The 25,272-nt window shown below is 74.0% G+C and carries 26 protein-coding genes; 21 read left to right on the forward strand and 5 right to left on the reverse strand.

Annotated features, from left to right (window positions below):
* Window positions 1-16 precede the first annotated feature (16 nt).
* Window positions 17-997 (forward strand): ABC transporter ATP-binding protein, encoded by a 981-nt coding sequence (locus ATJ88_RS01800; RefSeq protein WP_098462344.1) that lies wholly within the window; start codon window positions 17-19, stop codon window positions 995-997.
* A gap of 19 nt (window positions 998-1,016) precedes the next feature.
* The gene (locus tag ATJ88_RS01805; RefSeq protein WP_098462345.1) at window positions 1,017-1,853 is read left to right on the forward strand and encodes an ABC transporter permease; all 837 of its coding nucleotides are present in this window, start codon (window positions 1,017-1,019) and stop codon (window positions 1,851-1,853) included.
* Window positions 1,854-2,039: 186 nt separating this feature from the next.
* Here ATJ88_RS01805 and ATJ88_RS01810 read toward each other — a convergent pair whose 3' ends face one another.
* On the reverse strand, window positions 2,040-2,882 hold the full coding sequence (locus ATJ88_RS01810) for an aldo/keto reductase (RefSeq protein WP_098462346.1): 843 nt from the start codon (window positions 2,880-2,882) through the stop codon (window positions 2,040-2,042).
* Window positions 2,879-3,307 carry a MarR family winged helix-turn-helix transcriptional regulator gene (locus ATJ88_RS01815; RefSeq protein WP_098462347.1) on the reverse strand — a complete coding sequence of 143 codons (429 nt, stop codon included), beginning with the start codon at window positions 3,305-3,307 and terminating at the stop codon, window positions 2,879-2,881. Before ATJ88_RS01815 ends, ATJ88_RS01810 begins: the two co-directional genes overlap by 4 nt.
* A 73-nt stretch (window positions 3,308-3,380) precedes the next feature.
* Between ATJ88_RS01815 and ATJ88_RS01820 the strand changes: the two genes are divergently transcribed.
* From ATJ88_RS01820 to ATJ88_RS01840, 5 genes are all read left to right on the forward strand, one after another.
* Window positions 3,381-3,800, forward strand: coding sequence for a hypothetical protein (locus tag ATJ88_RS01820; RefSeq protein ID WP_098462348.1), 420 nt, complete (start codon window positions 3,381-3,383; stop codon window positions 3,798-3,800).
* A 62-nt stretch (window positions 3,801-3,862) separates the two neighbouring features.
* Complete coding sequence (locus ATJ88_RS01825; RefSeq protein ID WP_098462349.1) at window positions 3,863-4,084, forward strand: hypothetical protein; 222 nt, start codon at window positions 3,863-3,865, stop codon at window positions 4,082-4,084.
* 111 nt (window positions 4,085-4,195) lie between these two features.
* Entirely contained in the window at window positions 4,196-5,299 is a 1,104-nt protein-coding gene (gene arsB, locus ATJ88_RS01830; protein WP_281255220.1) for an ACR3 family arsenite efflux transporter, read from the forward strand.
* Window positions 5,296-6,324: a metalloregulator ArsR/SmtB family transcription factor gene (locus ATJ88_RS01835; RefSeq protein WP_425432643.1), complete on the forward strand. Its 1,029-nt coding sequence runs from the start codon at window positions 5,296-5,298 to the stop codon at window positions 6,322-6,324. The genes arsB and ATJ88_RS01835 overlap by 4 nt, the downstream gene beginning before the upstream one ends.
* Before the next feature lie 31 nt (window positions 6,325-6,355).
* The gene (locus ATJ88_RS01840) at window positions 6,356-6,790 is read left to right on the forward strand and encodes an arsenate reductase ArsC (RefSeq protein WP_098462351.1); all 435 of its coding nucleotides are present in this window, start codon (window positions 6,356-6,358) and stop codon (window positions 6,788-6,790) included.
* Window positions 6,791-6,874: 84 nt separating this feature from the next.
* On the opposite strand, the gene ATJ88_RS01845 is transcribed toward ATJ88_RS01840, so the two are convergent.
* A complete protein-coding gene (locus tag ATJ88_RS01845) occupies window positions 6,875-8,293 on the reverse strand; it encodes an FAD-dependent oxidoreductase (protein ID WP_098462352.1) in 1,419 nt (472 codons plus the stop codon).
* Between the two features lie 83 nt (window positions 8,294-8,376).
* Between ATJ88_RS01845 and ATJ88_RS01850 the strand changes: the two genes are divergently transcribed.
* Window positions 8,377-8,748 (forward strand): ArsR/SmtB family transcription factor, encoded by a 372-nt coding sequence (locus tag ATJ88_RS01850; RefSeq protein WP_098462353.1) that lies wholly within the window; start codon window positions 8,377-8,379, stop codon window positions 8,746-8,748.
* A gap of 44 nt (window positions 8,749-8,792) precedes the next feature.
* Here ATJ88_RS01850 and ATJ88_RS01855 read toward each other — a convergent pair whose 3' ends face one another.
* A complete protein-coding gene (locus tag ATJ88_RS01855; RefSeq protein WP_098462354.1) occupies window positions 8,793-10,016 on the reverse strand; it encodes a GNAT family N-acetyltransferase in 1,224 nt (407 codons plus the stop codon).
* A gap of 68 nt (window positions 10,017-10,084) precedes the next feature.
* Here ATJ88_RS01855 and ATJ88_RS01860 point away from each other — a divergent pair, with 68 nt between their 5' ends.
* The 7 genes from ATJ88_RS01860 to ATJ88_RS01890 all read left to right on the forward strand — a co-directional run bounded on the left by ATJ88_RS01860 (window position 10,085) and on the right by ATJ88_RS01890 (window position 17,806).
* Window positions 10,085-11,449 carry an MFS transporter gene (locus tag ATJ88_RS01860; protein WP_245852060.1) on the forward strand — a complete coding sequence of 455 codons (1,365 nt, stop codon included), beginning with the start codon at window positions 10,085-10,087 and terminating at the stop codon, window positions 11,447-11,449.
* A 112-nt stretch (window positions 11,450-11,561) separates the two neighbouring features.
* The gene (locus tag ATJ88_RS01865; protein WP_141538588.1) at window positions 11,562-11,909 is read left to right on the forward strand and encodes a hypothetical protein; all 348 of its coding nucleotides are present in this window, start codon (window positions 11,562-11,564) and stop codon (window positions 11,907-11,909) included.
* Between the two features lie 200 nt (window positions 11,910-12,109).
* Window positions 12,110-13,333, forward strand: coding sequence for a polymorphic toxin-type HINT domain-containing protein (locus tag ATJ88_RS01870; protein WP_098462356.1), 1,224 nt, complete (start codon window positions 12,110-12,112; stop codon window positions 13,331-13,333).
* A 3-nt stretch (window positions 13,334-13,336) separates the two neighbouring features.
* Window positions 13,337-13,903 carry a hypothetical protein gene (locus ATJ88_RS01875; protein ID WP_098462357.1) on the forward strand — a complete coding sequence of 189 codons (567 nt, stop codon included), beginning with the start codon at window positions 13,337-13,339 and terminating at the stop codon, window positions 13,901-13,903.
* A gap of 115 nt (window positions 13,904-14,018) precedes the next feature.
* Window positions 14,019-14,498: a hypothetical protein gene (locus tag ATJ88_RS01880; RefSeq protein ID WP_098462358.1), complete on the forward strand. Its 480-nt coding sequence runs from the start codon at window positions 14,019-14,021 to the stop codon at window positions 14,496-14,498.
* Window positions 14,499-14,535: 37 nt separating this feature from the next.
* Window positions 14,536-15,651, forward strand: a complete 1,116-nt coding sequence (locus ATJ88_RS01885) for a hypothetical protein (RefSeq protein ID WP_098462359.1) — start codon at window positions 14,536-14,538, stop codon at window positions 15,649-15,651.
* Between the two features lie 37 nt (window positions 15,652-15,688).
* Window positions 15,689-17,806 carry an NHL domain-containing thioredoxin family protein gene (locus ATJ88_RS01890; protein ID WP_098462360.1) on the forward strand — a complete coding sequence of 706 codons (2,118 nt, stop codon included), beginning with the start codon at window positions 15,689-15,691 and terminating at the stop codon, window positions 17,804-17,806.
* A 16-nt stretch (window positions 17,807-17,822) separates the two neighbouring features.
* Here the strand turns inward: ATJ88_RS01890 and ATJ88_RS01895 are convergent, their stop codons facing one another.
* Window positions 17,823-18,812, reverse strand: a complete 990-nt coding sequence (locus tag ATJ88_RS01895; protein WP_170023483.1) for a phosphotransferase family protein — start codon at window positions 18,810-18,812, stop codon at window positions 17,823-17,825.
* 146 nt (window positions 18,813-18,958) lie between these two features.
* Between ATJ88_RS01895 and ATJ88_RS01900 the strand changes: the two genes are divergently transcribed.
* The 6 genes from ATJ88_RS01900 to mnhG are packed head-to-tail and all read left to right on the forward strand — an operon-like array spanning window position 18,959 to window position 25,271.
* Window positions 18,959-21,838 (forward strand): Na+/H+ antiporter subunit A, encoded by a 2,880-nt coding sequence (locus tag ATJ88_RS01900; RefSeq protein ID WP_170023485.1) that lies wholly within the window; start codon window positions 18,959-18,961, stop codon window positions 21,836-21,838.
* Window positions 21,835-22,329, forward strand: coding sequence for a Na(+)/H(+) antiporter subunit C (locus ATJ88_RS01905; protein ID WP_098462363.1), 495 nt, complete (start codon window positions 21,835-21,837; stop codon window positions 22,327-22,329). Before ATJ88_RS01900 ends, ATJ88_RS01905 begins: the two co-directional genes overlap by 4 nt.
* Window positions 22,326-23,942, forward strand: a complete 1,617-nt coding sequence (locus tag ATJ88_RS01910; protein WP_098462364.1) for a Na+/H+ antiporter subunit D — start codon at window positions 22,326-22,328, stop codon at window positions 23,940-23,942. The genes ATJ88_RS01905 and ATJ88_RS01910 overlap by 4 nt, the downstream gene beginning before the upstream one ends.
* A complete protein-coding gene (locus ATJ88_RS01915) occupies window positions 23,939-24,556 on the forward strand; it encodes a Na+/H+ antiporter subunit E (protein WP_342744827.1) in 618 nt (205 codons plus the stop codon). The genes ATJ88_RS01910 and ATJ88_RS01915 overlap by 4 nt, the downstream gene beginning before the upstream one ends.
* Entirely contained in the window at window positions 24,553-24,867 is a 315-nt protein-coding gene (locus ATJ88_RS01920) for an MrpF/PhaF family protein (protein ID WP_098462365.1), read from the forward strand. Before ATJ88_RS01915 ends, ATJ88_RS01920 begins: the two co-directional genes overlap by 4 nt.
* The gene (gene mnhG / locus ATJ88_RS01925; RefSeq protein ID WP_098462366.1) at window positions 24,864-25,271 is read left to right on the forward strand and encodes a monovalent cation/H(+) antiporter subunit G; all 408 of its coding nucleotides are present in this window, start codon (window positions 24,864-24,866) and stop codon (window positions 25,269-25,271) included. The genes ATJ88_RS01920 and mnhG overlap by 4 nt, the downstream gene beginning before the upstream one ends.
* Window position 25,272: the final 1 nt, after the last annotated feature.

The following is a 25,272-nucleotide window of genomic DNA, read 5'->3' on the forward strand; positions in this document are numbered from 1 at the left end:
CGGAAGGCGGGTCCTCATGATCCGAGCGCGCGGTCTCACCAAGACCTTCCAGCGCGGCAAGGAGACGGTCGAAGCGGTCAAGGGCATCGACGTCGACGTCGCCGAGGGCGAGCTCGTCGCCTTCCTCGGCCCCAACGGCGCCGGCAAGTCGACCACCCTGCGCATGCTCACCTCCCTGCTGACCCCCACCGCCGGCACCGCCACCATCGCCGGGTACGACGTCGCCACCCACCCCACGCAGGTCCGCGCCCGCCTCGGGTTCATCGGCCAGGGCAACGGCGGCGGGTTCAGCTACCAGGTCCGCGACGAGCTCTTCAACCAGGGCCGGTTCTACGGCCTGCCCGCCGCCGAGTACCGGCAGCGCGCCGCCGACCTCGTCGACGCCCTCGAGCTCGGCGGCCTCGAGAAGCGCACCGTCCAGTCCCTGTCCGGCGGGCAGCGCCGCCGCCTCGACGTCGCCCTCGGCCTCATGAACCACCCCCCGCTGCTGTTCCTCGACGAACCCAGCACCGGCCTCGACCCCCACGCCCGCGCCAACCTCTGGGAGCACATCTCCACCCTGCGCGAGCGGTTCGGCATGACGATCGTGCTCACCACCCACTACCTGGAGGAGGCCGACGGCATGGCCGAACGCGTCGTCGTCATCGACCACGGCGAGATCATCGCCGACGCCGCCCCCGACGTCCTCAAGCGGGAGCACGCCGACGACGTCGTCACCCTCGGCACCACGCCCGGCTCGCCCGACACCGCCCGGCGGGCGCTCGCCGCCGTCGTCGGCGACGGCACGCCGCACACCGGCACCGTCCAGGTCGACGAGTCGCCCGACGGCCTGACCGTGCGCATCGCCACCGCGCAGGGGGCCGAACGGCTCCCCGAAGCCATCGACGCCCTGCGCGGCGTCGGCCTGGCCGCCACGTCGGCGACCGCCAAGCAGGCCAGCCTCGACGACGTGTTCCTCAACCTGACCGGCCGCAGCCTGCGCGAGGAGGCCGCATGAGCACCGCAGGAGGGGCCCGATGACCACCGACACCACCAGCACCACGCCCGGCACGGTCCACGAGGAGGCGCGGATCGTCACGCGCACCGGCCCCGGCAAGTTCGTCGCCGACACCCGCGCCGTGTTCCACCGCGAGATCCTGCTGACGCTGCGCGACCCGTTCACGCTCGTCTTCTCCCTGCTGCAGCCGCTGGTGTTCCTCGGGCTGTTCGCGCCGCTGCTCACCGGCACGTTCGGCGGCACCGGCATGTCCACGGCCGACACCCTCCAGTGGTTCGTGCCCGGCGTCATCGTGATGATCTCGCTGTTCGGCACCTCCATGACCGGCTCGAACCTGCTCTACGAGCTCATGACCGGCTCCTACGAGCGGGTGCTCGCCACCCCGCTGTCCCGCCCCGCGATCCTCGTCGGGCGCGCCCTCAAGGAGTTCGCGCCGCTGGTCGTGCAGGGCCTGCTCATCGCCGTCCTCTGCCTGCCGTTCGGGTTCCGCTTCAACCCGCTGCACGCCCTCGCCGGCCTCGTGCTCCTCGGCGTGTTCGGCGTCGGCGTCGGCGCCCTGTCGTACGCCCTCGGCCTCGCCGCGAAGAACCGTGAGTGGCTGTTCTGGGGCGTCCAGCAGGCGCTGCTGTTCCCGCTGCTCATCCTCTCCGGGATGATGCTGCCCCTGGAGGCCGGCCCCGGCTGGATGCAGGTCGCAGCGAAGTTCAACCCGCTCACCTACATCGTCGACGCCGAGCGGGCGCTCTTCGCCGGCGCTGTGGGGGACCCCGTCGTCCTGTGGGGCGTGCTGGCGGCCGCGATCACCTGCGCCGTGGGGCTGGTCGTCGGCATCCGGGCGACGCGTCGCCTCACCTGACCTCGCGGGTGTGGCGGCCCGGGGGTGACGGGGTCGGGGTGGTGACGGGGTCGGGGGTGTGACGGAGTCGGCGCGCGCCCGCGTTCACGGGCCCCAGGGGGCTCTCCCGAAGTGGCAGGTCGCGCAGCGACCGTGAACGCGGCCGCCCGCAGGACCTGCCACACCCGACGAACCGGACCGTCACCCTCAGCGGCCGGTGTTGTTCATCTCGTCGGGGTGCGAGCCGATGCGCTCGCCCCGGTCGAGGGCGGTGATGTCGGCCATGTCGGCGGTCGACAGCTCGACGTCGAACAGGTCGATGTTCTCGGCGATGCGGGACGGCGTGACGGACTTGGGGAACACGACGTCGCCGCGCTGGAGGTGCCAGCGCAGGATGACCTGGGCGGGGGTCTTGCCGTGCGCGGTGGCGATGCGGGTGATCGTGGGGTCGTCGAGGACCTGGCCGCGGCCGAGCGGGGACCACGCCTCGGTGACGATGCCGTGCTCGGTGTCGAACGCGCGGACCTCCTCGTTGCCGAGCCAGGGGTGCACCTCGATCTGGTTGACGGCGGGCACGACGGTGGTCTCGTCCATGAGGTGGCGCAGGTGGTGCGGCTGGAAGTTGGAGACGCCGATGGCGCGTGCTCGGCCGGAGGCGTAGATCTGCTCCAGGGCTCCCCATGCCTCGACGAACTTCCCGACGGCGGGCAGGGGCCAGTGGATGAGGAACAGGTCGACGTGGTCGAGGCCGAGGGTGTCGAGGGACCGGTCGAACGCGGCGAGGGCGTCGTCGTGGGCGTGGAACGCGTTGTTGAGCTTGGTCGTGATGTAGAGCTCGTCGCGGTCGAGCCCGGCGGCGGCGACGGCCTCGCCGACGCCGGCCTCGTTGCGGTACATCTGCGCGGTGTCGATGTGCCGGTATCCGGCCTCGAGGGCGGTGAGGACCAGGTCGCGCGTGTCCTGCGGCGGGATCTTGAACGTGCCGAACCCGAGCTGCGGGATGGACGTGCCGTTGTTGAGGGGCAGGGACGGGATCGCTGTGGTGCTCATCGGTCCATCCTGTCGCCGAGTCGGGCGAGGAGCGAGGCGAGGCGTCGGCGTTCGGCGGGGTCCAGGGGTGCGAGGACCTCGTCCTGGACGGCGGTCACGACGGCGTGGAGCCGGTCGAGCTCGGTACGTCCGGCGGGGGTGAGGCGGACGACGTTGCGGCGTCGGTCGGCGGGGTCGGGGCTGCGGTGCACGAGCCCGTCGGTCTCGAGGTCGACGAGGCCGCCGACGACGTCGCTGCGGTCGAGGGCGACGCGGCGGCCGAGCTCGGCCTGGCTGAGGGGGGCGTCCTCGAGGGCGGCGAGGATCCGGTAGTGGTGGCCGCGGCGGCCGGTGTCGGCGAGGGCGCCGTGCAGGAGGCGCTGGGCGCGCAGGTTGGCGCGGGACAGGAGCCAGGTGGGCAGGGTCGAGATCCTGTCGCGGGTCATGGCGACAGGATAGGACTGTTGGTCTGGCCAACGAAGGCGTATCGTTGGTGCCACCAACGAATTGGAGTGTGCCATGGACCTGCCACCGTTCGGCCCGCAGCTCGTCGGCGAGACCGAGAAGACCCTCGACGCCCTGCTCCGGCGCGAGCTCGCCCCCACCGGGCTCACCCCGGGGCACTGGGTCGCGCTGCGCCTCGCGCTCCAGCACGCCGGGGCGCCGGCGGGCACCGGGCTCGCCGAGGCCGTCACGGCTCGCGCCCGCCTCGACGACGCCCCGCGCCTCGTCCACGACCTCCGGGCCGCCGCGTTGCTCGACGGCGACGAGGTCACCCCTGCCGGGCACGACCTCGTCGCCGGGGTGCAGGCCCGGGTGCAGGGCGTCGTCGGTCCCGTCCTGGCCGCCGTGCCGCCCGCCGACGCGGCCGCCGCCGCGCGCGCCCTGCACGCCCTGCGCGTCGGCGTGCGCCAGGCGCTCGACGCCCCCGCGACCTGACGCCGCCCCTGGGCCGACGGGGTCGGTCGGGGGCACAATGGAGGGACACCAGGAGGTGCTCGATGGTCACCATGAACGAGGCGCGGTCCGCCAAGGCGGAGCTGCGCGAGTCGCTCCGCGACGTCGACGGCGTCCAGGGCGTCGGGCTCGCCCGCCGCGGCGACGACCGCGACTGGGTGCTGCAGGTGAACGTCCTGAACGTCCGCGCCCGCAAGGACGTCCCGCCGGACATCCACGGCGTGCCCGTGCGGGTGCACGTCATCGGGGCCGTCTCCGCCCTCTGAGCGGAGCACCCCCGCTCGTCACCTGATGTTCATCCCACGCCGCTGGACTCCCTGTATCGACGTGCGTCAATATTGAGCCATGTCGATGCACGCCGTCCCGGGCCCCGTCGCGTGAACGCCCCCGCGACACCCCGCCTCTCCACCCTCGACCGCTGGCTGCCGCTGTGGATCGGGCTCGCGATGGTCGGCGGGCTGCTGCTCGGCCGGTTCGTCCCCGCGCTGTCCGACGCGCTGGCCGCCCTCGAGGTCGGCGGCATCTCGGCGCCGATCGCCCTCGGGCTGCTCGTCATGATGTACCCCGTGCTCGCGAAGGTCCGCTACGACCGGGTCGCGGCCGTCACCGGGGACAAGCGCCTCCTCGTCAGCTCGCTGCTGCTCAACTGGGTGGTCGGCCCGGCGCTGATGTTCGCCCTCGCGTGGATCCTCCTGCCCGACCTGCCCGCGTACCGCACCGGGCTGATCATCGTGGGGCTGGCCCGCTGCATCGCCATGGTCGTCATCTGGAACGACCTCGCGTGCGGCGACCGCGAGGCCGCGGCCGTGCTCGTCGCGATCAACTCCGTCTTCCAGGTGGTCGCGTTCTCGCTGCTGGGGTACTTCTACCTGACCGTGCTCCCCGGCTGGCTGGGCCTCGACACGCAGGGTCTGGACGTCTCCGTCGGCCAGATCGCGCTCAACGTGCTGGTTTTCCTCGGGATCCCCCTCGTCGCCGGGTTCGCCTCCCGCTGGATCGGCGAGCGCGTCCAGGGCCGCGACTGGTACGAGGAGCGGTTCGTGCCGCGCATCGGGCCGTGGGCCCTGTACGGGCTGCTGTTCACCATCGTGCTGCTGTTCGCGCTCCAGGGGGAGCAGGTCACCGCCCACCCCCTCGACGTCGCCCGCATCGCGCTGCCGCTGCTCGTCTACTTCGCCGTCATGTGGGGCGCCGGGATGGTCCTCGGCCGCGCGCTGCGCCTCGGGTACGCCCGCTCGACCACGCTCGCGTTCACCGCGGCGGGCAACAACTTCGAGCTCGCCATCGCCGTCGCGATCGGCACGTTCGGCGTCACGTCCGGCGAGGCGCTCGCGGGCGTCGTCGGGCCGCTCATCGAGGTCCCGGTCCTGGTGGGCCTGGTCTACGTGTCGCTCGCCGTCGCGCGGCGCTGGTTCGGCGTCGACCCGTACGCCGCCGACGTCGACGGCGAGCCCCGCGCGCTGGACGAGGTGCCGTCGTGACGACCGCCGGGACGCACCGCCGCGACCTGCCGCCGACCGGGCACGACCCGGGCTGCGGTCCCCGGGTCGAGTCGCACGCCATCGGCACCGACGCCGCCGGCACCGTCGCGGCCACGCTCAAGGCGCTGGCCGACCCGCTGCGGCTGCGGATGCTGTCCTTCCTCGCCACCGCGCCGGGCGGCGAGGCGTGCGTGTGCGACCTGGCCGAGCTGGCCGACGTCTCCCAGCCCACGGTGAGCCACCACCTCAAGGTGCTGCGCGACGTCGGCGTGCTGACCTCCGATCGGCGCGGCACCTGGGTCTGGTACCGCATCGCCCCCGGCTACAAGGCGGCGACGAGCACCCTGCTGGAGTCGTTCGCCCCCGCGGCGGTCCACGCCCGCGGCGAGCACCCGCACCTCGCGGGGCTCGAGGACGCCGACGCCGCCCTGGAGCACCTGGCGGCCGAGCTGACGGCCACCCACCCCGAGGTGGGCGCCGACGTCGTGCTGCGCACCGTGCGGGAGTCGTACACGGCGCTCGCCCGGTCGGCGACGGTGACCGCGCACCTGCTGGCCCTCACCGACCGGTTCGCCCGCCAGCGCCTGGCCGACCTTGCCCGCGCCCCGCACGACCCGCGGCCGCAGGTGCTGTTCGTGTGCGTCGCCAACGCGGGGCGGTCCCAGCTCGCGGCCGCGCTCGTGCACCGCTACGCCGGCGACCGCGTCGTCGTGCGCTCCGCCGGGTCCACGCCGGCGGCGGACGTCCACCCGGCCGTGCGGCCCGAGCTCGCCGCGCTCGGCGCGTCCGAGCCGTTCCCCAAGCCGCTCACCGACGACGCCGTCCGGGCCGCCGACGTCGTGGTCACGATGGGGTGCGGCGACGTCTGCCCCGTCCTGCCCGGCACCCGCTACGAGGACTGGCTGGTGGGCGACCCCGCGCTGGCGTCCCCCGCCGGGGTGGCCGCGATCCGCGACGAGCTCGACGCCCGCGTGCGGGCCCTGCTCGCCGAGCTGCTGCCCGACCTCGACCTGCCCCGCCCCTGACCCCGCCACCCCGACCGACAGGACTCCACTCATGACCGACACGACCACGACGCCGTCCGCCCTCTTCGTCTGCGTCCACAACGCGGGCCGCTCCCAGATGGCCGCCGGGTTCCTGCGCGCCCTGTCCGGCGGCGCCGTGGAGGTCCGCTCGGCCGGCTCCGCGCCGAAGGACACGATCAACCCCGTCGCCGTCGAGGCCATGGCCGAGCGGGGCATCGACATCCACGCCGAGCAGCCCAAGGTGCTCACCACCGAGGCCGTGCAGGCGTCGGACGTCGTCATCACGATGGGCTGCGGCGATGCCTGCCCGATCTTTCCCGGCAAGCGGTACGAGGACTGGCAGCTCGACGACCCGGCCGGGCAGGGGATCGACGCCGTCCGCCCCATCCGGGACGAGATCGAGCGTCGCGTCCGCGACCTGCTCGCCTCCCTCGACGTCGAGCCGGTCGCGCTGCCGACCCGCTGAGCACGACAGGTCGCGCGCCACGACGCCGCCGCACCGTCACGGTGCGGCGGCGTCGTCGTGCCCGGGCCGTGCCGGCCGCTCGCCTCAGGCGTCCTCGCCGTCGCCCGAGCGGCCGTGCGGGACGCCGGAGGCGAACCCGACGCCGGACGGCGCGCCGACGCCGAGCGTGACGAGCTGCGGCTCGGCCGGCGCCGTGCCGCAGCAGGACCCGGCGGACGACTCGCCGTCGGCCTCCGGCGCGAGGTCGCTGGAGCACACGCCCGTCGCGGGCAGGTCCAGCTCGACGGCGTCGGCCGCCGTCCGGTCGCCCGCCAGCGCGGCCGCGACGGACCGCACCTGCTCGTAGCCGGTGGCCAGCAGGAACGTCGGGGCGCGGCCGTACGACTTCATGCCGACGAGGTAGAAGCCGTCGTCGGGGTGGGCGAGGACCTGCTCCCCGTGGGGCGGCACCGTGCCGCACGAGTGCTGGTTCGGGTCGATGAGCGGGGCCAGCGCCCGCGGCGCCTCCACCACGGGGTCGAGGTCGAGCCGGACCTCGCGGAGCATGTCGAGGTCGGGCCGGAATCCGGTGGCGTCGACGATCGCGTCGACCTCGACCTCGAACGGCGCGTACTTGGCGGTGCCGACGACCACGACGCCGTCCGGTCCGGGCACGAGGCGGTCGATCGACACGCGGGTGGCCAGGCGGACGAGCCCGGCGTCGACGGCGTCACGCAGGCGGGTGCCGAGCAGGCCCCGGGCGGGGAGCTCGTCGTCGGCGCCGCCGCCGTAGAGCCGACGCGGGGAGCCGCCGCGGATCGCCCAGGTGATCGTCGTGCCGGGGGCCTCCCGGGCGAGCTCGACCAGGCTGAGCAGGGTGTTCGCCGCGGAGTGGCCCATGCCGACGACCACCGTGCGGCGGCCGGCGAACCGGGCGCGGTCGGCGCCGAGGACGTCGGGCAGGGGTCCGGTCGTCCACGCCGCCGCCTCGGCTTCGCCGGAGGCGGGCAGGCCGCTCGTGCCCAGCGGGTTCGGCGTGCCGTAGGTGCCGGACGCGTCGAGCACGGCGCGGGCGAGGACGTCCGTCACGCGTCCTGCCGCGTCGACGGTGCGCACCCGGTAGGGGCGCCGGGACCGGCCGAGGGAGCGGGTGCGGTCGGCGCCGTCGCGGGCGACGGCCAGGACCCGCGTCCCCGTGCGCAGCCGGGAGGCGATCGGCGGCGTGGCCGCCAGCGGGGCGAGGTAGTCGTCCACGAGCTCCGCGCCGGTCGGCAGGGCCTCCGGGTCGGGCATCGTCCAGCCCGTGGGTTCGAGCAGGCGGCGCGCGGCGGCGTCGACGTCGTACCGCCAGGGGGAGAACAGGCGGACGTGACCCCACGACGCGACGGCCGCGCCGGGGCCGTCGCCCGCCTCCAGCACGAGCGGGTCGAGCCCGCGTTCCAGCAGGTGCGCCGCCGCGGCGAGCCCCACGGGTCCGGCACCGATCACCACCACCGGGAGGTCGTCCCGAGCCACTGCGCCCATCACCACTCCTCGCATCGAAGTTTGTCGATGTGTGGATCGTGGACCATTCATCGACGGTTGTCAATGTATGTCAGGATGGAGGCATGACGACCACCGTGCCGCTGCCCCTCGCGCCCACCGCGGACGCCGGGTGCTGCACGCCCGAGCGCGCACCCGCCGTCACCCCCGACACCGCGCAGGACCTCGCCCGCACCTTCAAGGCGCTCGCCGACCCCGCCCGCGTCCAGCTCCTCGCCACCGTCGCCGCCAGCCCCGACGCCGAGGCGTGCGTCTGCGACCTCACCGCCCCCGTCGGGCTGTCCCAGCCCACGGTGAGCCACCACCTCAAGATCCTCGTCGAGGCCGGTCTCCTGCACCGCGAGCAGCGCGGCCGCTGGGCCTACTACCGGCTCGTCCCCGACGCCGTCGCCGCCCTCGCCGGGGCGCTCACCGCCGTCACCGCCGCGGACGACTGACCCGGCGGGCGCCGCCTCGCCGTCGGCGCGGTCCCCCGCATCCGTCAGAAGTAGTCGCGCACGTGCACCTGACGGCCGCCCCACAGCGCGTCCCACGTCGCGTCGTGCCCGTCCGGACCCGTCAGGCCGCCCGCGAGCCGCACGTTCGCCGCCGACTGCGCGCCCGACCAGGTCAGGGCCAGGCCGCCGGACGTGAACGTCGGCCGGTCGCCCGGGACCGCGTCCGCGTCGGGGAGCACCCGTACCCGGCCGTCGGCGGCCTCCAGCGTCCACGCCCCCTCCAGGTCCGGGGTCCGCGGGTCCGTGACGGCGAACGGCACCCGCGCCGCCACCGGCGGCACCCGCGACCCGGCCAGGGCGCCCGGCACGTCCAGCAGCCGCAGCATGTACGGGCGCGGCACCGAGGTCGCGGCATGGTCGGGCAGGACCAGCCGCGCCACGTCCACCCCGGACCAGCCGCCCGACGTGCACACCTGCACCTGGCCGACCACCGAGGCGAACGAGCCGAGCGTCCGCCACAGCGCCCGCGCCGCGTCCGGCGTGAGCGCCACCAGGTCCTCCACCTCCATCGTGGTGGTGCGGTCGTAGCCCCGGCCGCGCGACCAGCTCGCGAACCCCAGCACCTCCCCGGCCCCGGAGCCGCGCACGGCCAGGCTCACCCCCGTGAGGTCCGCGTCCGCGCCCACCATCTCGTCCGGCTCCATCGTGAACGGCCGCTCCCGGCGCGTGAGCGGGCCGTTCTGCGCCGACGCCCACGTCTCGTACACCCGACGGATCGCCGGGACGTCCGCCGCCGTCGCCCGGCGGGTCCGCACGCCCGCCGCCGGGGCGACCGCCGCGAGCGCCGCCATCGGGATCGTCACGTCCTCGAACGCGCCCACGACCTCGTAGCCGAGGCCGCGGTAGATGCCCGCCGACGACGGATAGAGCGTCGAGACCTGCTCGCCGAGGTCGCGCGCCTCGGCGAGCGCGGCCTCCATCAGGGGCCGGAGCAGGCCGGAGCCGCGGTGCTCGGCGGCCACGGTGACGCCCGCGAAGCCCGCGGTCGGCACGCGCGCGCCGTGGAACCACGACGTGAAGGACCGCACGGCGAGCGTGGCGACCACCTCGCCGTCGTCGGTGGCCGTCCAGGGGCGGGTGTTCGGCCGGGGCCAGTCCGCCGGGTCGGGGTCCGGCGGCGGGGTGGTCGGGACGCCGAACGCCTCGGCGCCGAGGCGGCGGGCCGCGGGGACGTCGTCGATGACGCTGCGGCGGATCTCCAGGGTCATGGGGGCGACGCTAGCGCGGCCGGACCGGCGCCACAGCGGACGGCGCCGCCGCGGCCTACCGTGGACGCGTGAGCACGCCCTCGGCCGTGGAGCGCACCCGGAACCGGGTGCTGCTGGTCGCGATCCTCGCGTCGTTCGTGTCGTTCCTCGACGGGACGGTCGTCAACGTCGCGCTGCCCGCCATCGCGGACGAGCTCGGGGGGCCGGGCGAGGCCGGGCTCGCGCTGCAGCAGTGGGTCGTGGACGGCTACCTCGTCACCCTCGGGGCGCTCATCCTGCTCGCAGGGTCGCTGTCGGACCTGCACGGCCGCCGCCGCGTCCTCGCGATCGGCCTCGCCGGGTTCGCGGCCGCGTCCGTGCTGTGCGCCGTCGCCCCCACTGGTGCGGTGCTGGTCGTGGCGCGGCTGCTCCAGGGCGTCGCCGGGGCGCTGCTGGTCCCCAGCTCGCTGGCCCTCATCATCTCGACGTTCGACGGCGAGGCGCAGGGTCGCGCCATCGGCCGGTGGACCGCCTGGACGGGCACCGCGATGATCGTCGGCCCGTTCGTCGGCGGTGGCCTCGTCGACCTCCTGTCGTGGCGGTGGGTGTTCTGGATCAACCTGCCCGTCGTCGCGGTCACCCTCGTGCTGCTGCGCGGCGTGCCCGAGTCCGTCGCGCGCGCGGGGCGGCGTCTCGACGTGCCCGGCGCGGTGCTCGCCGCCCTCGGCCTCGCCGCCGCCGTCCTCGGCCTCATCGAGCGGTACTGGGCGGTGCTCGGGCTCGGCGTGGTGCTGCTCGTCGGGTTCGTCCTCTGGGAGCGGCGCGCCCGCGATCCGATGCTGCCGCTGCACCTGTTCGCCGCCCGCAACTTCGCGTGGGGCAACGTCGCCACCGCCGCCGTCTACGGCGCGCTCGCGCTCGGCGGCTTCATCGTCACGCTGTACCTCCAGCAGGTCGCCGGCTACAGCGCCACCGCCGCCGGTGTCGCCCAGCTCCCCGTCACCCTCGCCATGCTGGCCCTGTCGACCCGGTTCGGCGCCCTCGCGGGCCGGCTCGGACCCCGCCGGTTCATGACCGCCGGGCCCCTCGTCGCCGCCGCCGGGTACCTCCTGCTGCTGACCACCGGCACCACCGCCACCTACCTCACCCAGGTGCTGCCCGGCATGCTCCTGTTCGGCCTCGGCCTCGCGATCACGGTGGCGCCCCTCACCTCCGCCATCCTCGGCGCCGCACCACCCCAGGACGCCGGCATCGCCTCGGCCGTCAACAACGCCGTCTCCCGCGTCGCCGGACTCGTCACCGTCGCCATGGCCGGCGTCATCGTCGGCGGCGTCCTCGACGTCGACTCGTTCCACCGCACCCTCGTCGTCGTCGCGGGCCTGTTCGTCCTCGGCGGCCTCATCAGCCTCGTCGGCATCCGCGACCGCGCCGGGGACGCCGTGGCAGACGTGTGAGCGAACCGCCGGGAGGTGTGAACCCCTCGCCGTCCATCTCGTGGGACGGGTCGCGCTCCCCATGGTGCCGCGGGTCGCGGATCGGTAACGTCCCTGGTCGGAGGTGGTGCGGGTGGCTGATCTGCGGATGGACCTCGACGCGGTGCGCGCGCTCGGGGACTCGTTGGGCGTCGTGGCGGGCGAGTTCGAGGACGCGGGCGCGCGCTCGGACCGGATCGCGGATTCGGTCGGGCACGACCGACTGGCCGGGGTGGTGCGGGACGTCGCGTCCTCGTGGGACGACACGCGCGCGAAGATGACGACGAACCTGCGACTGCTGGCGGACTCGGCGACCCAGGTCGCCCAGGCGTTCACCGACGTCGACGCCGACCTCGCCGCGCCCACGCCCGCTACCGGGCCGCCGGGGACGCGCTGGTCGACTACGCCCGCGACCTCGAACGCGTCCAGGCCGACACCCTGACCGCCCTCGAGCAGGCCCGTCAGGCCGCCGAGAGCGCCACGGCCTCGCACCGGCAGGCCGGCCACTGGCAGGACCTCGCCGACGCCGCCACCGACCCGGTCGAGCGGGCCGAGTACACCCGCCACGCCCGTACCGCCGGCCATGACGCGGACACCGCGGACGGGCACGTCGCCACCGCGCGCGCCACCATCTCCGACGCCGTGTCGGACCGGGACCGGTCCGCGAACACCGCGATCGACCGGATCGAGGACATCACCGGATCGGATGACCTGAACGACGGCTGGTGGGACGACTGGGGTGCCAAGGTCGTGGCCGCGATCGCTGACATCGCCGACCTGGTCTCCACCATCGCCGGGGTGCTCGCGATCGTGGTCGCTTTCATCCCCGTGGTCGGCACGGCGCTGGCCGGGGTGCTGCTCGTCGTGGCCGCCGTCGCCGCGATCGTGTCCATGCTGGCGAACCTCACCCTGGCCGCGACCGGGGAACGCTCCTGGGCCGAGGCCGGCATCGCGATCGCCGGCGCGGCACTGTCGGTGATCGGGCTGGGCGGGGCCGCGAAGGCCGCCATGGGCCTGTCCAAGGTCGCCCTCAAGCAGGGCGTCTCCCAGGGTGCGAAGAAGGCCTGGTGCAAGGTCGGGTTCGGGACCTGCTTCACCGCCGGCACCCTGGTGCGCACCGCCGACGGTGACCGCCCTATCGAGACCCTGCGCGCAGGGGACAAGGTGTGGGCCCACGACCCCACCACCGGACTCGACCAGCTGCATCTGGTCACCGAGACGTTCGCCCGCACCACCACCACGCTCTACCGCCTCACCATCGACGGCCACGACCTCGTCACCACCGACGAACACCCCTTCGCCGTGGCCAACATGGGCTGGATCCTGGCCCGCGACCTGCAACCCGGCGACATCCTCACCACTCCCGACGGCGACACCGTCACCCTCGACCGCATCGACGTCGAGCACACCGACCAACCGGTGGCCGTCCACAACATCCACGTCGCCACCCACCACACCTACTACGTCTTCGCCGGCACCACCGCGGTCCTGGTCCACAACGCCGGCGGACACGGTGCAGCAGCCAACGCTCGGGGACTTGCACGCGAAGAACGCGTCGCCAAGATCGTGGGTGGCAAGGTGGCCAAGGGGCCCGACGGGCAGGACATCAAGATCACCGTCGACGGCGTGGGATCAACGGGCCTCGATGTCATCGGACCCAACGGTGAGTACATCTTCGTCGGCGGTCCGGCCAAGGCAAAGGACCCCGCCAAGTTCGGTCACGCCCTCAAGGTGAGCAAGGCTGCAGCCGACCGTGACGGCGTGCGTGCTTTGTACTGTCTCGAAGACGGAACTCCCACGAGTGCGATCGACCAAGCGGGCCGCAAGCTCGGTGTAGAAAACGTGTTCACCTTCCCCAAGGACTAGCAGATGTCTGACGGCTTCCTCACTCTCTACAGCGATTCCGCCCCGCACCAGTGGCTCCCCGACTGGCTGACGGGAATGGGCGCCAGGCTGACTGCCCCCGGCACCGAAGAACAGATCGCCTTCATCGACCTCGAGGGCGACCTGCACCTTGTCGATCGCGATGCGTTCTCCCGGGCCCTCGCAGACGAGGAGCTGAACCGCACCTTTCAGACGTGGTTCTCCGGGTCGGACGACATGATCGTCACTGCTCGACGCCTGAGCGACCATCTGTACAGCGTGACCTGCTACCTGGACGGGTTGGACACCGCTGAGATCGACGCAGTCGCACTGGCGGCGGGAGAACGTGTCGCCCGGACTGCGGCCGAGGTCGTGGCACTCGTCGTCGATCGTCGCGGCGTCACCGCCGACTTCGACTGGGACGCATTCGTTGCCAGTCCGGGCGCCGTCGCCGCTGTTCCGGACCTGCTGATCATGAAGAACGACAGCGCCCGGTCCGCAGGAGATCTCGGCGACGAATGGCGTCGCGACGACCCGGTGCCAGGTCTGGCTCGTTTCAGCGGGTCTGCCTGACGACGACAGTCTTGGAACCTTCCATCCTCCGTGGATGGCGTCAGAGCCACGCCGGACCCACAGGTCCTCGCGTGGGGACTCGAGCACGCAGGCGACAACGCGGAGGCACAGCCGCATGATCGAGCTCACGGACCCGCGGCCGGGCGACGTCGTCACCGTCGAGTTCGACGACGACGCGCCGGTCACACTGACCTGGCCTCGATACACAGATCTGCAGGCGCTGCCGGTCTACGTCGGCGCGCGCGAGGGGCGCCAGCTTCTGGAGCTGAAGTTCGATGGCGAGGACGGTCGGTTGATCGAGCTGGTCCTGGTCAACGCTCCGGACACGCGCCGGATCGCCACGCCGTGGGGAGGATCCACCTCGGACGCCTCGGTCTCCGCGTGCTGGACGGGTGACGACCGACGTGCGGAGCTACCGCACCTCGACGTCATCGGCTATGACGACGTCCTGATGATGCACGTGTCGCCGGGGCCGGCGGTCCGATGGTTCAAGGACGGGCCTGTGCTCTACGGGACGGCTGACGACTCCAGCGTCGTCTCCTTCGGCGTGCCCTGGGACGCCGTCGTCCGTGACCGGATCATCGGCTCCCGCTGACGTGCCCCCCGTAGGAAGAGCGAGAGGACAAGCAGGAATGAACAGCGGACCGGAGAGCAGGACCGTTCTTCAGCGTCTGGGTGACGGCGGGACCGTCGTCGTCCCGCACCTGGAACGCGAGGACGGCACGCCGCAGGTGCGGGTGTTCGACGCCGCGCCGGGGTCGGCCCGGCCGTACGAACTGCGCCTGTTCACCTCGCCCCAGGCGTTGGAGGCGCACCTCGGGGACGACCCGGGTCGCGCGTACAGCCTGCGGCGTCGGGACTCGCTGGCGCCGTTCCTGCGCCGCCACGGCGCGGTCCTGGAGCGTGTCGTCGTCGACGCGGGCGGCCCGGACGCCGTGCAGTACCTTGTCACCGAGGTGCTCGCCGCGCTCGACGGTGAGGCGCCCGACGGCGGCACGGCCGACGGGACCGCCGGCGGCAGGACCACGGACGACCCGACCGGGTTCCGCGACGACTCCGGCGCCGGGATCAGCATCGAGGGCCTGCACGCGATGGCGAGCGTCGAGGAGCCCGGCGGGTCGCGCGGCATCGGCATCGAGCTGAACCTGCCCGACCACTGGACCCTCGTCGAGCTCACCGACCCGGTGGCGCGCACCCAGCAGATCCGCGCGCTCGTGACCCGGCAGGGCGCCGCCCTCGGCGACCGAGGCGCCAGGCTGCGCCGCGACCTGCGCGAACGCCTCACGGCCGTCGCCGAGCAGGCCGCGGGCGCCGGAGGGCAGGTCATGGCGTTCCTGACCCTGCCCGGCGAGCGGGCGGCCCTCGCGGTCCACCTCACCCTGTTCTGGCACGACCTCGGACCGCAGACGGCCGGGCGCACCCACTTGGACCGCATCGACGACCGGCTCCGCCCGCGTCTCGGCCCCGACGACGCCCTGACCCGCACCGAGACGCTGTCCGGGCCGTTCCTGCGGCACGTCCGCCTCGGGCGCGGGGACGCCGAGACCGGCGGCGGGGACCTGCCCCTGCTCCTCGTGGACTACTGGGCCGCCACCCCGGGCGGGCAGGCCGTCGCCCGGCTCGCGTTCTCCACCCCGCACGTGGAGATCCGCGATGCGATCCTCGCGCTCACCGACCGCGTGCTGTTCGCCACCGAGTGGCTGATGAGCGCACCCGAGCACGACGCGGTCGCCGACGTCGTCGGGTGAACGGCCGGGTCGAGGGCACCGACGGCCCCGTCCCGCGATGCCGCAGAATGTTCCGGTGACCTCCTCGCCCCGTCTCCCTCGTGTCCGCGCCTCCGAGCTGATCGGTCGGGGCTGGCTGAACACCGGCGGCCGTGACGTCACCCTCGCCGACCTGCGCGGGAAGGTCACGGTCCTCGACTTCTGGACCTTCTGCTGCATCAACTGCCTGCACGTCCTGGACGAGCTGCGCGACCTGGAGGCGAAGCACCGGGACGTGCTCGTCGTCGTCGGCGTGCACTCGCCGAAGTTCGCGCACGAGGCCGACCCGGACGCGCTGGCCGCCGCGGTGGACCGGTACGAGGTGCACCACCCGGTGCTCGACGACCCGGAGCTCGTCACGTGGGGCGCGTACACGGCGCGCGCGTGGCCGACGCTCGTCGTCATCGACCCGGAGGGGTACGTCGTCGCGCAGATGGCGGGGGAGGGGCACGCGTCCGCGATCGAGGCGATCGTCACCGAGCTGATCGCCGAGCACGAGGCCAAGGGGACGCTGCACCGCGGCGACGGACCATACGTGCCGCCCGTCCCGCAGCCCACCACCCTGAGGTTCCCCGCGAAGGCGGTCACGCTGCCGGGCGGCAACCTGCTCGTCGCGGACGCCGGGCACCACTCGCTCGCCGAGCTCGCGCCCGACGGCGAGACCCTGGTGCGGCGCATCGGCTCCGGGGAGCGCGGCCTCGTCGACGGCGGCGTCGGCCCGGACGGCACCCACGAGGCGCGGTTCAGCGAGCCCAACGGGCTGTGCCTCGTCCCGGACGAGCTGCGCGAGACGCTCGGCTACGACGTCCTCGTCGCCGACACCGTCAACCACGCCCTGCGCGGGGTCCGCCTCGCCGACGGCGTCGTCGCGACGGTCGCGGGCACGGGCGACCAGTTCATGGTCGGTGGGCAGGAGAACGTGACCCGGTCGGGCCACTTCGACGACGACGCCGCCTTCCCGGGCGCGCGGGCGGTGCCCGACCGGGAGGGCCCGGCGGACCCGTTCTCCGTCGCGGGCGACTACCCGGCGCGCGTGGTGCGGCTGTCCTCGCCGTGGGACGTCGCCTGGTCGGCGGACCTCGGCGCGTTCGTCGTGGCGATGGCGGGGCACCACACCCTGTGGGCGTTCGACCCCGTCGCGCTCGACGGGCTGGGCAGCGTCCACCTGCTCGCCGGGACGATGAACGAGGGCCTGGAGGACGGGCCCGGGGCGGCGGCGTGGTTCGCGCAGCCGTCCGGCCTGGCACCGGCGGCGGACGGGTCGCTGTGGCTGGCGGACGCCGAGACCTCCGCGCTGCGCCGGGTGGAACCCGCCGAGGGCGCCGAGGTCGTGGTGCGCACCGCCGTCGGGCAGGGGCTGTACGACTTCGGGCACCGCGACGGCGAGGCCGGGCAGGCGCTGCTCCAGCACCCGCTGGGCGTCGCCGTCCTGCCGGACGCGTCCGTCGTCGTGGCGGACACCTACAACGGGGCGCTGCGGCGGTTCGTCCCCGGCACGGGCGGCACGCCCGGCGCTGCGGAGGACGCTGCGGGCAGCGGGGAGGGCGACGTGGGCGACGACGCCGCCGGCACGCGGATCGGCGGCCGGGTGACGACCCTCGCGACCGGCCTGGCGGAGCCGAGCGACGTCGTCGTGCAGGTCACCCACGACGGCGTGCACCTGCTGGTCGTGGAGTCCGCGGCGCACCGGCTCACCCGGGTGCCCCTGCCCGCGGACGTCGCCGGGGAGGTGCTGGACGCGGGCGCGCACCGCGTCGCGCGTCCCGCGACGGAGGTCGCGGCGGGCGCGCTGCGCCTGGAGGTGCCGTTCGTGCCCGCACCGGGGCAGAAGCTCGACGACCGGTGGGGGCCGTCCACCGAGCTCACCGTCAGCGCGACCCCGCCCGAGCTGCTGCTCGACGGTGCCGGCACGGGCACGGACCTCGCCCGGGGGCTGCGGATCAACCCCGACGTCGTCGAGGGCGTCCTGCACGTGACCGCGAAGGCGGCGTCGTGCGACGTCGTGCCGCTGGGCCCGGACGGCGAGCCCGACCCGGACGTGTTCCCCGCCTGCCACCTCGCGCAGCAGGACTGGGGCGTGCCGGTGCGGGTCAGCGCCGCGGGCGACCCCGTGCTCACGCTCCCGCTGCGAGGCTGACCGTCCGGTCGGCGGCTCAGACCCCCAGCTCGTCCAGCAGCCGGTCGAGGTTCGTGCGGGCCGTGCGCACGTACCCCTCGACCCAGTCGCCCTCGTACGCGCGGGGCACCACCTCCACGGCGAGCAGGCACGCGACGTAGGCGCGGCACAGGCGAAGCCGCGTCCAGGCGTCCGGGTCGCCGTCGCCGGGCGTGCCGTCGCCGAGGTCCGCCCGGCCGCCGCCGGCCCGGTACCCGGCGAGCACGTCGGGGTCGACGGCCCCCGCCCCGAGCTGGTCGCACCCGGCGAGCTCGAACAGCGGGTCCGCCCACAGGGCACGCTCGGCGTCGAGGACGCCCACGACGCCGAGGTCGTCGCCGAGCAGCAGGTTGCCCGGCCACAGGTCGGCGTGCACCAGCCGCGGGACGTCGACGGCGGCCAGCACGTCGTGGTGGCGGCGCAGCGCGGCCCGCAGGCGGTCGGCGGGCAGGTCGACGCCCCAGCGGACGGCGTCGGCGAGCACGGCGTCGACCATCGCGCTCAGCGCCCGGGGCCACGTGTCCGCGCTCAGCCCGGACTCGGGTGCGGGGTACCCGAACCGCTGCCCGCGCAGGGCGTGCAGATCGGCCATGAAGCCGCCCAGCGCGCGACGCACCGTCGCGGTCCCGGCGTCGTCGAGGTCGAGGCCGCTCCACAGGGCGCCGTCGAGGAACGTCGTGACGATCGCGTCGCCGTCGACGTGGGTGCGGCTTGTGTCGTGGAGCAGCAGCGCGGGGACGGGCAGCCCGGCGGCGTGCGCGAGCCGGTCGGCGAGCGCCTCGGTGCCGAGCACGCCGTGCTCGTACGACAGCAGGCGGGAGGTGTCCGCGCCGAGCACCTTGACGACGACGCGGCGGCCGTCGTCGAGGTCGGCGCGCAGCACGGTCGCGAACAGCCCGCCGCTGAGCGGCGTGATCGTGACGGGGGTGCCCAGCGGGGTCAGCAGCGCGGTGACCTGGGCGTCCGTGACCGGCATCTTCGTCAGCACGGTCCGAGCGTAGGGTCGTGCCACCGAGGCGTCAAAACGATTCGACGACCACGGGCCGAGCGTCCACCGGTCACCAGGTGGACGCCGCGGCCGCGTCGAAACGATAGGATGGCGTCTCGCCCCGCCCATCGACCGGACGGAGTGCAGTGCTCCAACTGCTCATGCTCGTGTTCCTGCTGGCGCTCGCCGCGCCGGCTCTCGTGGCGTGGCTGGGGAGGCACGCCTTCTGGGTCCTGGCGCTCGGCCCCGCGGCCGCCGCCGGCTACGCCCTCGCCTCGACCGGCCGGGTCCTCGACGGTGACTACCCCGTGCAGAGCATCCCCTGGGTGCCCGGCCTGGAGCTGTCGATCGACGCCCGCCTCGACACCCTCTCCTGGCTCCTGCTGCTCGTCGTCGGCGGCGTCGGCGCCCTCGTGCTGCTGTACTGCTCCGCCTACTTCTCCCGCGACGCCCTGGGCACCGGCCGGTTCGCCGCCGTCCTGACCGCGTTCGCGGGCGCCATGATCGGCCTGGTCACCGCCGACGACCTGCTCATGCTGTTCGTCTTCTGGGAGCTGACCACCGTCTTCTCCTACCTGCTCATCGGTCACTACGCGGACCGCAAGGCGTCGCGTCGTGCGGCCATGCAGGCGATCGTCGTGACCACCGCGGGCGGCCTGGCGATGCTCGTCGGCCTCATCGTGCTCGGCGTCGCGGCGGGCACCTGGCGGATCTCCGAGGTGGTCGCCGCACCGCCCACGGGGGCCGCGGCCGTGGTCGCCGCCGTCTGCCTCCTCGCCGGCGCCGCGACGAAGTCCGCGCTCATCCCGTTCCACTTCTGGCTGCCCGCCGCGATGGCGGCCCCCACCCCGGTGTCCGCGTACCTGCACGCCGCCGCGATGGTGAAGGCCGGCGTGTACCTCGTCGCCCGGTTCGCGCCCGCGCTGGCCGACCTGCCCGTGTGGCGGTGGTCCGTGGTGCTCCTCGGTGGCGGCACCCTGCTGCTCGGCGGGTACCGGGCGCTGCGCCAGCACGACCTCAAGCTCGTCCTCGCGTTCGGCACCGTCTCCCAGCTCGGCCTCATCGTGCTGCTCCTCGGCCTGGGCAACCAGGCGCTCGCGCTGGCCGGGCTCGCGCTGCTCGGCGCGCACGCCATGTTCAAGGCGGCGCTGTTCCTCGTCGTCGGCGCCGTCGACGTCGCCACCGGCACCCGGGACCTGCGGCGCCTCACCGGGCTGTGGCGCACCATGCCCGTCACGACCGTCGCGGGCGTCCTCGCCACCGCGTCCATGATCGGCCTGCCCGTCACCACCGGGTACGTCGCCAAGGAGGCCGCGCTCGAAGGGCTGTGGCACGACGTCACCCACGGCGCCGGCGCCGTCGAGCAGATCGCGTTCGTCGCGGTCGTCGTCGGGTCCGCGCTCACCGTGGCCTACGGTCTGCGCTTCGCCTGGGGAGCGTTCGCCACCAAGCCGGTCCCCGCCGACGCGGCGTCGCCGACGCCGGTGCGTCGCCAGGCGTGGCTGCTCGTCGCGCCGCCCGCCGCCCTCGCGGTGCTGGGTGTCGTGCTGGCGTTCCTGCCCGCCACGGGGGAGTCGCTGCTCGCGCCGCAGGCCGACCTCTACCCCGTCGGGGAGCCGGGCCACCTCGTGGTCTGGGCCGGGTTCACGCCCGTCCTGGCGATCACCGCGGCCGTCCTCGCCGCGGGCGCGTGGCTGTTCTGGCAGCGCGCCCGGGTCGAGCGGTGGCAGGCCGCCGTGCCGTCCCCGCGTGGCGCGGACCTCCTCTACCGCCGCTCCATGCGGCGCCTCGACGACCTCGCCGCGGACGTCACCGCGTTCACCCAGCGCGGCTCCCTGCCGTTCTACCTCGGCATCGTCCTCATCGTGCTGGCCGTCGCGCCCGGCGCCGTCATCGCGTCCGGCCTGCTGCGCGGCACCACGGTGCCCGTGGACGTCGTGCCGTGGGACGAGCCCGCCCAGGCCGCCGTCGTCGCGATCGTCGTCGTCGCGTCCGTCCTCGCGACCCGCGCCCGGCGCCGCCTCAAGGCCGTCCTGCTGGTCGGCGTCGTGGGGTACGCCAACGCCGCCCTGTTCCTGCTGCACGGCGCCCCCGACCTCGCGCTCACGCAGGTGCTCTGCGAGACGGTGACCCTGGTCGTCATGGTGCTCGTCATGCGGCGCCTCCCGCCGTACTTCACCGACCGGCCGCTGGCGGGGAGCCGCTGGGTCCGCCTGGCCCTCGCGGTGACGTCGGGCCTGGCGATCATGGGCCTGACGATCGCCGCGCCGCTCGCGCGGGTCGCCACACCCATCAGCGTCGACTTCCCGCGCGAGGCCGTCGAGTTCGGCGGCGGGCACAACATCGTCAACATCATCCTCGTCGACATCCGCGCGTGGGACACCGTCGGGGAGATCTCCGTGCTGCTCGTCGCGGCCACGGGCGTCGCGTCCCTGGTGTTCCTGCGCCAGCGCGGCGGGGAGGTGCTGCGGTTGTCCCGCGCGCCCGACCCGCAACGCTCCCGCAGCCACGACCGCACCGTCTGGCTGGCCGCCGGCAGCACCCTCGCGCCGGAGCGCCGCTCGGTGATGTTCGAGGTCGTGACCCGCACGATCTTCCACTCGATGATCGTGTTCGGCATGTTCCTGCTGTTCAGCGGGCACAACGCGCCCGGCGGCGGGTTCGCCGCCGGCCTCATGGTGGGCATCGCGCTCGCCGTGCGCTACCTCGCGGGCGGCCGGTACGAGCTCGGCGAAGCCCTGCCCGTGCAACCCGGCCTGCTGCTCGGCACCGGCCTGTTCCTGTCCGCCGGGGTGGGGCTCGCCGCCCTGCTGCTCGGCCACGAGGTCCTGGAGAGCTTCATCGTCGACCTGACCGTCCCCGTGCTCGGCAAGGTCCACCTCGTGACGTCCCTGTTCTTCGACGTCGGCGTCATGCTCGTCGTCGTGGGGCTCGTCCTCGACCTGCTGCGCACGCTCGGCGCGGAGATCGACCGGCAGGGCGAGCTGTCGCCCCGCGAGCTCGCCGAGGCGGAGGTGCAGCGATGACCGTCCTGCAGAACACGCCGTCGGCGGTGCTCGTCCTCGCGATCGGGGTGCTGTTCGGCACCGGGGTCTACCTGCTGCTCGAACGGCCGCTCACCCGCGTCCTGCTCGGGTTCATCCTCGTCAGCAACGCCGTCAACCTCATGCTGCTCGTCGCGGGCGGCCGGGCCGGTGCGTCCCCCATCGTGGGGAACTCGCCCGCGGACGAGCCGATGGCCGACCCGCTGGCGCAGGCCATGACGCTCACCGCGATCGTCATCACGCTCGCCCTGACGGCGTTCATCCTGGCGCTCGCCTACCGCTCGTGGCAGCTCCACGGGCACGACGAGGTCGCGGACGACGTCGAGGACAAGCGCGTCGCGCGCGCCGCGGCCGCCAACGCCCCGGCGTTCACCGACGCCGACGCCGAGGAGACGGGGCAGACCCTGGACGAGGAAGCCGCGACGGTGCACGACGAGACCGTCGGCGACGAGGACGAGGAGGCCGCGCGATGACCGACCTCATCCCCGGTCCGGAGACCTGGAACGCGGCCACCCTGGTGCCGCTGCCCGTGCTGGTGCCTCTGTTCGCGGCGGGCCTGACGCTGGCGCTGCGCCGGTACGCCACCGTGCAGCGCACGATCAGCGTCACCGCGCTGACCATCACGACGCTCGCGTCGGCCGCGCTGGTGTTCTTCGCGGACGCCGGTCCCGTCGTCGTCGACGTCGGCGGCTGGGCCGCACCCGTGGGCGTCAACCTCGTCGCGGACCGGCTGTCCGCGCTGATGCTCACCGTCAGCGGCGTCATGCTGCTGTGCGTCCTGCTGTACTCCCTCGGTCAGGGCGTGCCGGAGCGCGACGACGTCCACGGCGAGGCACGCGTGGGGGAGTCGATCCCCGTCGCGATCTTCCACCCCACCTACCTGGTGCTGGCCGCCGGCGTCGCCAACGCGTTCCTCACGGGCGACCTGTTCAACCTGTACGTCGGGTTCGAGATCCTGCTGGCGGCGTCCGCGGTCCTGCTGACGCTCGGCGGGACGGCGGAACGCATCCGTGCCGGGTCGGTGTACATCGTCGTCACGCTGATGTCGTCGGTGGTGTTCCTCGCGGCGATCGCGCTGGTGTACGCCGCGACGGGCACCGTGAACATGGCGCAGCTCGCCGAGCGGCTGCCCGAGATCGACCCGACGGTCCGCACGGCGCTGCAGCTGCTGCTGCTGCTCGCGTTCGGCATCAAGGCCGCGGTGTTCCCGCTGTCGTTCTGGCTGCCGGACTCCTACCCGACGGCGCCGGCACCCGTCACGGCCGTGTTCGCGGGCCTGCTGACGAAGATCGGCGTCTACGCGATGCTGCGCACCCAGGTGCTGCTGTTCCCCGACAACCCGGCGGTGGACAGGCTGTTGCTGGTCGTGGCGCTGCTGACGATGGTCATCGGCATCCTGGGCGCGGTCGCGCAGAACGACGTGAAACGTCTGCTGTCGTTCACCCTGGTCAGTCACATCGGCTACATGGTGTTCGGCGTCGCCCTCGCCTCCGAGGCGGGCACGGCCGCGGCCATCTTCTACGTCGTGCACCACATCTCCGTCCAGACGGCGCTGTTCCTCGTCGTGGGGCTCGTGGAGTTCCGCGGCGGCTCGACGTCGCTCGACCGGCTCGGCGGGCTCGCGCGGCTCGCTCCCGGCCTCGCCGTGCTGTTCTTCGTCCCCGCGCTGAACCTCGCGGGCATCCCGCCGCTGTCCGGGTTCCTCGGCAAGGTGGGGCTGCTCACCGAGGGCGTGCGGGACGGCTCCGGGCTGGCGTGGGCGCTCGTCGTCGGGTCGGTCGTGACGTCGCTGCTCACGCTGTACGCCGTCGTCAAGGCGTGGAACAAGGCGTTCTGGCAGGACGCCCCCGAGGACGTCCCGGAGGACGTCAGGCTGCCCCGCGGCATGGTCCTGCCGGCGGGCGCCCTCATCGCGTTCGGCCTCGCGATCACCGTGGCCGCCGGTCCCCTGTACGGGTACGCGGAACGTGCCGCCGAGTCGTCCATGGACGGCACGACGTACGTCGACGCCGTGTTCCCCGACGGTTCCGACCGCGGCACCGGCAAGTCCGACGAGGTCGCCGACGACGCGGAGGTGATCCCGTGATCGCCGCCCGCCGCACGTTCTGGCGCCGGCTGCGCCACACGCTCGGGCAGTGGCCCGCCCTGCTGTTCCTCACGCTCGTGTGGGTGCTGCTGTGGGGCGACCTGTCCTGGGCGAACGTCCTCGGGGGCGGCCTGCTCGCCCTCGTCGTGCTGGTCGTGTTCCCGCTGCCGTCCGTCCAGGCGCGGGGCCGGTTCCGCCCGTGGCCGTTCGTCGTGCTGGTGGGCCGGTTCCTCACCGACCTCGTCGTCGCGTCGTTCCAGGTCGCGTTCCTCGCGCTGCGGCCCGGGTACCGGCCCGCCGGTGCGGTGGTGCAGGTGCGGCTCCGCAACCCGGACGACCTGTTCCTCACCGCCACGGCCGTGCTGTCCACCCTGGTGCCCGGCACGCTCGTCCTGGAGACGCGGCGCCGCACCGGCCTGGTGTTCCTGCACGTGCTCGACGTCGACCGGGCGGGCGGCCCCGACGCCGTCCGCGCCGACATCCGGCGGCTCGAGGCGCGCGTGCTGCGCGCGTTCGCCCCCGACGACGTCCTGGAACGGTGCGGGCTCGGCCCGGGCGCCGTCCCGGACGACACGGCGGAGCAGTCCACGACCGACCGGGGAGGGGACCGATGATCGTCGTCTACGTCGTCGCCGCGGCGCTCGTCGCCGTGGCCGCGCTGCTCGCCCTCGTGCGCGTCGAGCGGGGGCCGTCGATGCTCGACCGCTCGCTCGGCCTCGACCTGCTCGCGTCGACGCTCGTCGGCGTCATCGCCATCGAGGCGGCGTGGAACCGGCGCACCGAGACCATCCCGATCCTCGTCGCGCTCTCCCTCGTCGGGTTCGTGGGGTCGGTCGTCATCGCCCGGTTCGCGGCCCGCGAGCCCGAGGGCGAGGAGAAGACGCACGACCCGGACGAGACCGACGACCCGCTGGAGGAGCCATGACCGCCGTCGACCCCGGCTTCTGGACGACCGCCGCCGACGTCGCGGCCGCGGTCTGCCTCCTCGCGGGCGCGTTCCTCACCGCGGCAGCCGCCGTCGGCACGCTGCGCTTCGACTCCCTGGTGGGCCGCCTGCACGCCGTGACGAAGCCGCAGGTGCTGGGACTGATCCTGCTCCTGCTCGCCCTGGCGCTGCGGATCCGCAGCTGGTCCGCGGTGTCGATGCTCGCCCTGGTGATCGTGTTCCAGCTCGCCACGGCCCCCGTCGCCGCGCACCTGCTGAGCCGGGCGGGGTTCCGCACCGGCAAGGTCGACGAATCCTTGTTCGTGCCGAACGAGATGGGGCCGTCGGACGGCGACCACGAGGACCACGTGGACCCGCAGGGCCCGGGCGCCACCCGTCCCTGAG

The organism is Isoptericola jiangsuensis (assembly GCF_002563715.1).
Taxonomy (GTDB): Bacteria; Actinomycetota; Actinomycetes; order Actinomycetales; family Cellulomonadaceae; genus Isoptericola; species Isoptericola jiangsuensis.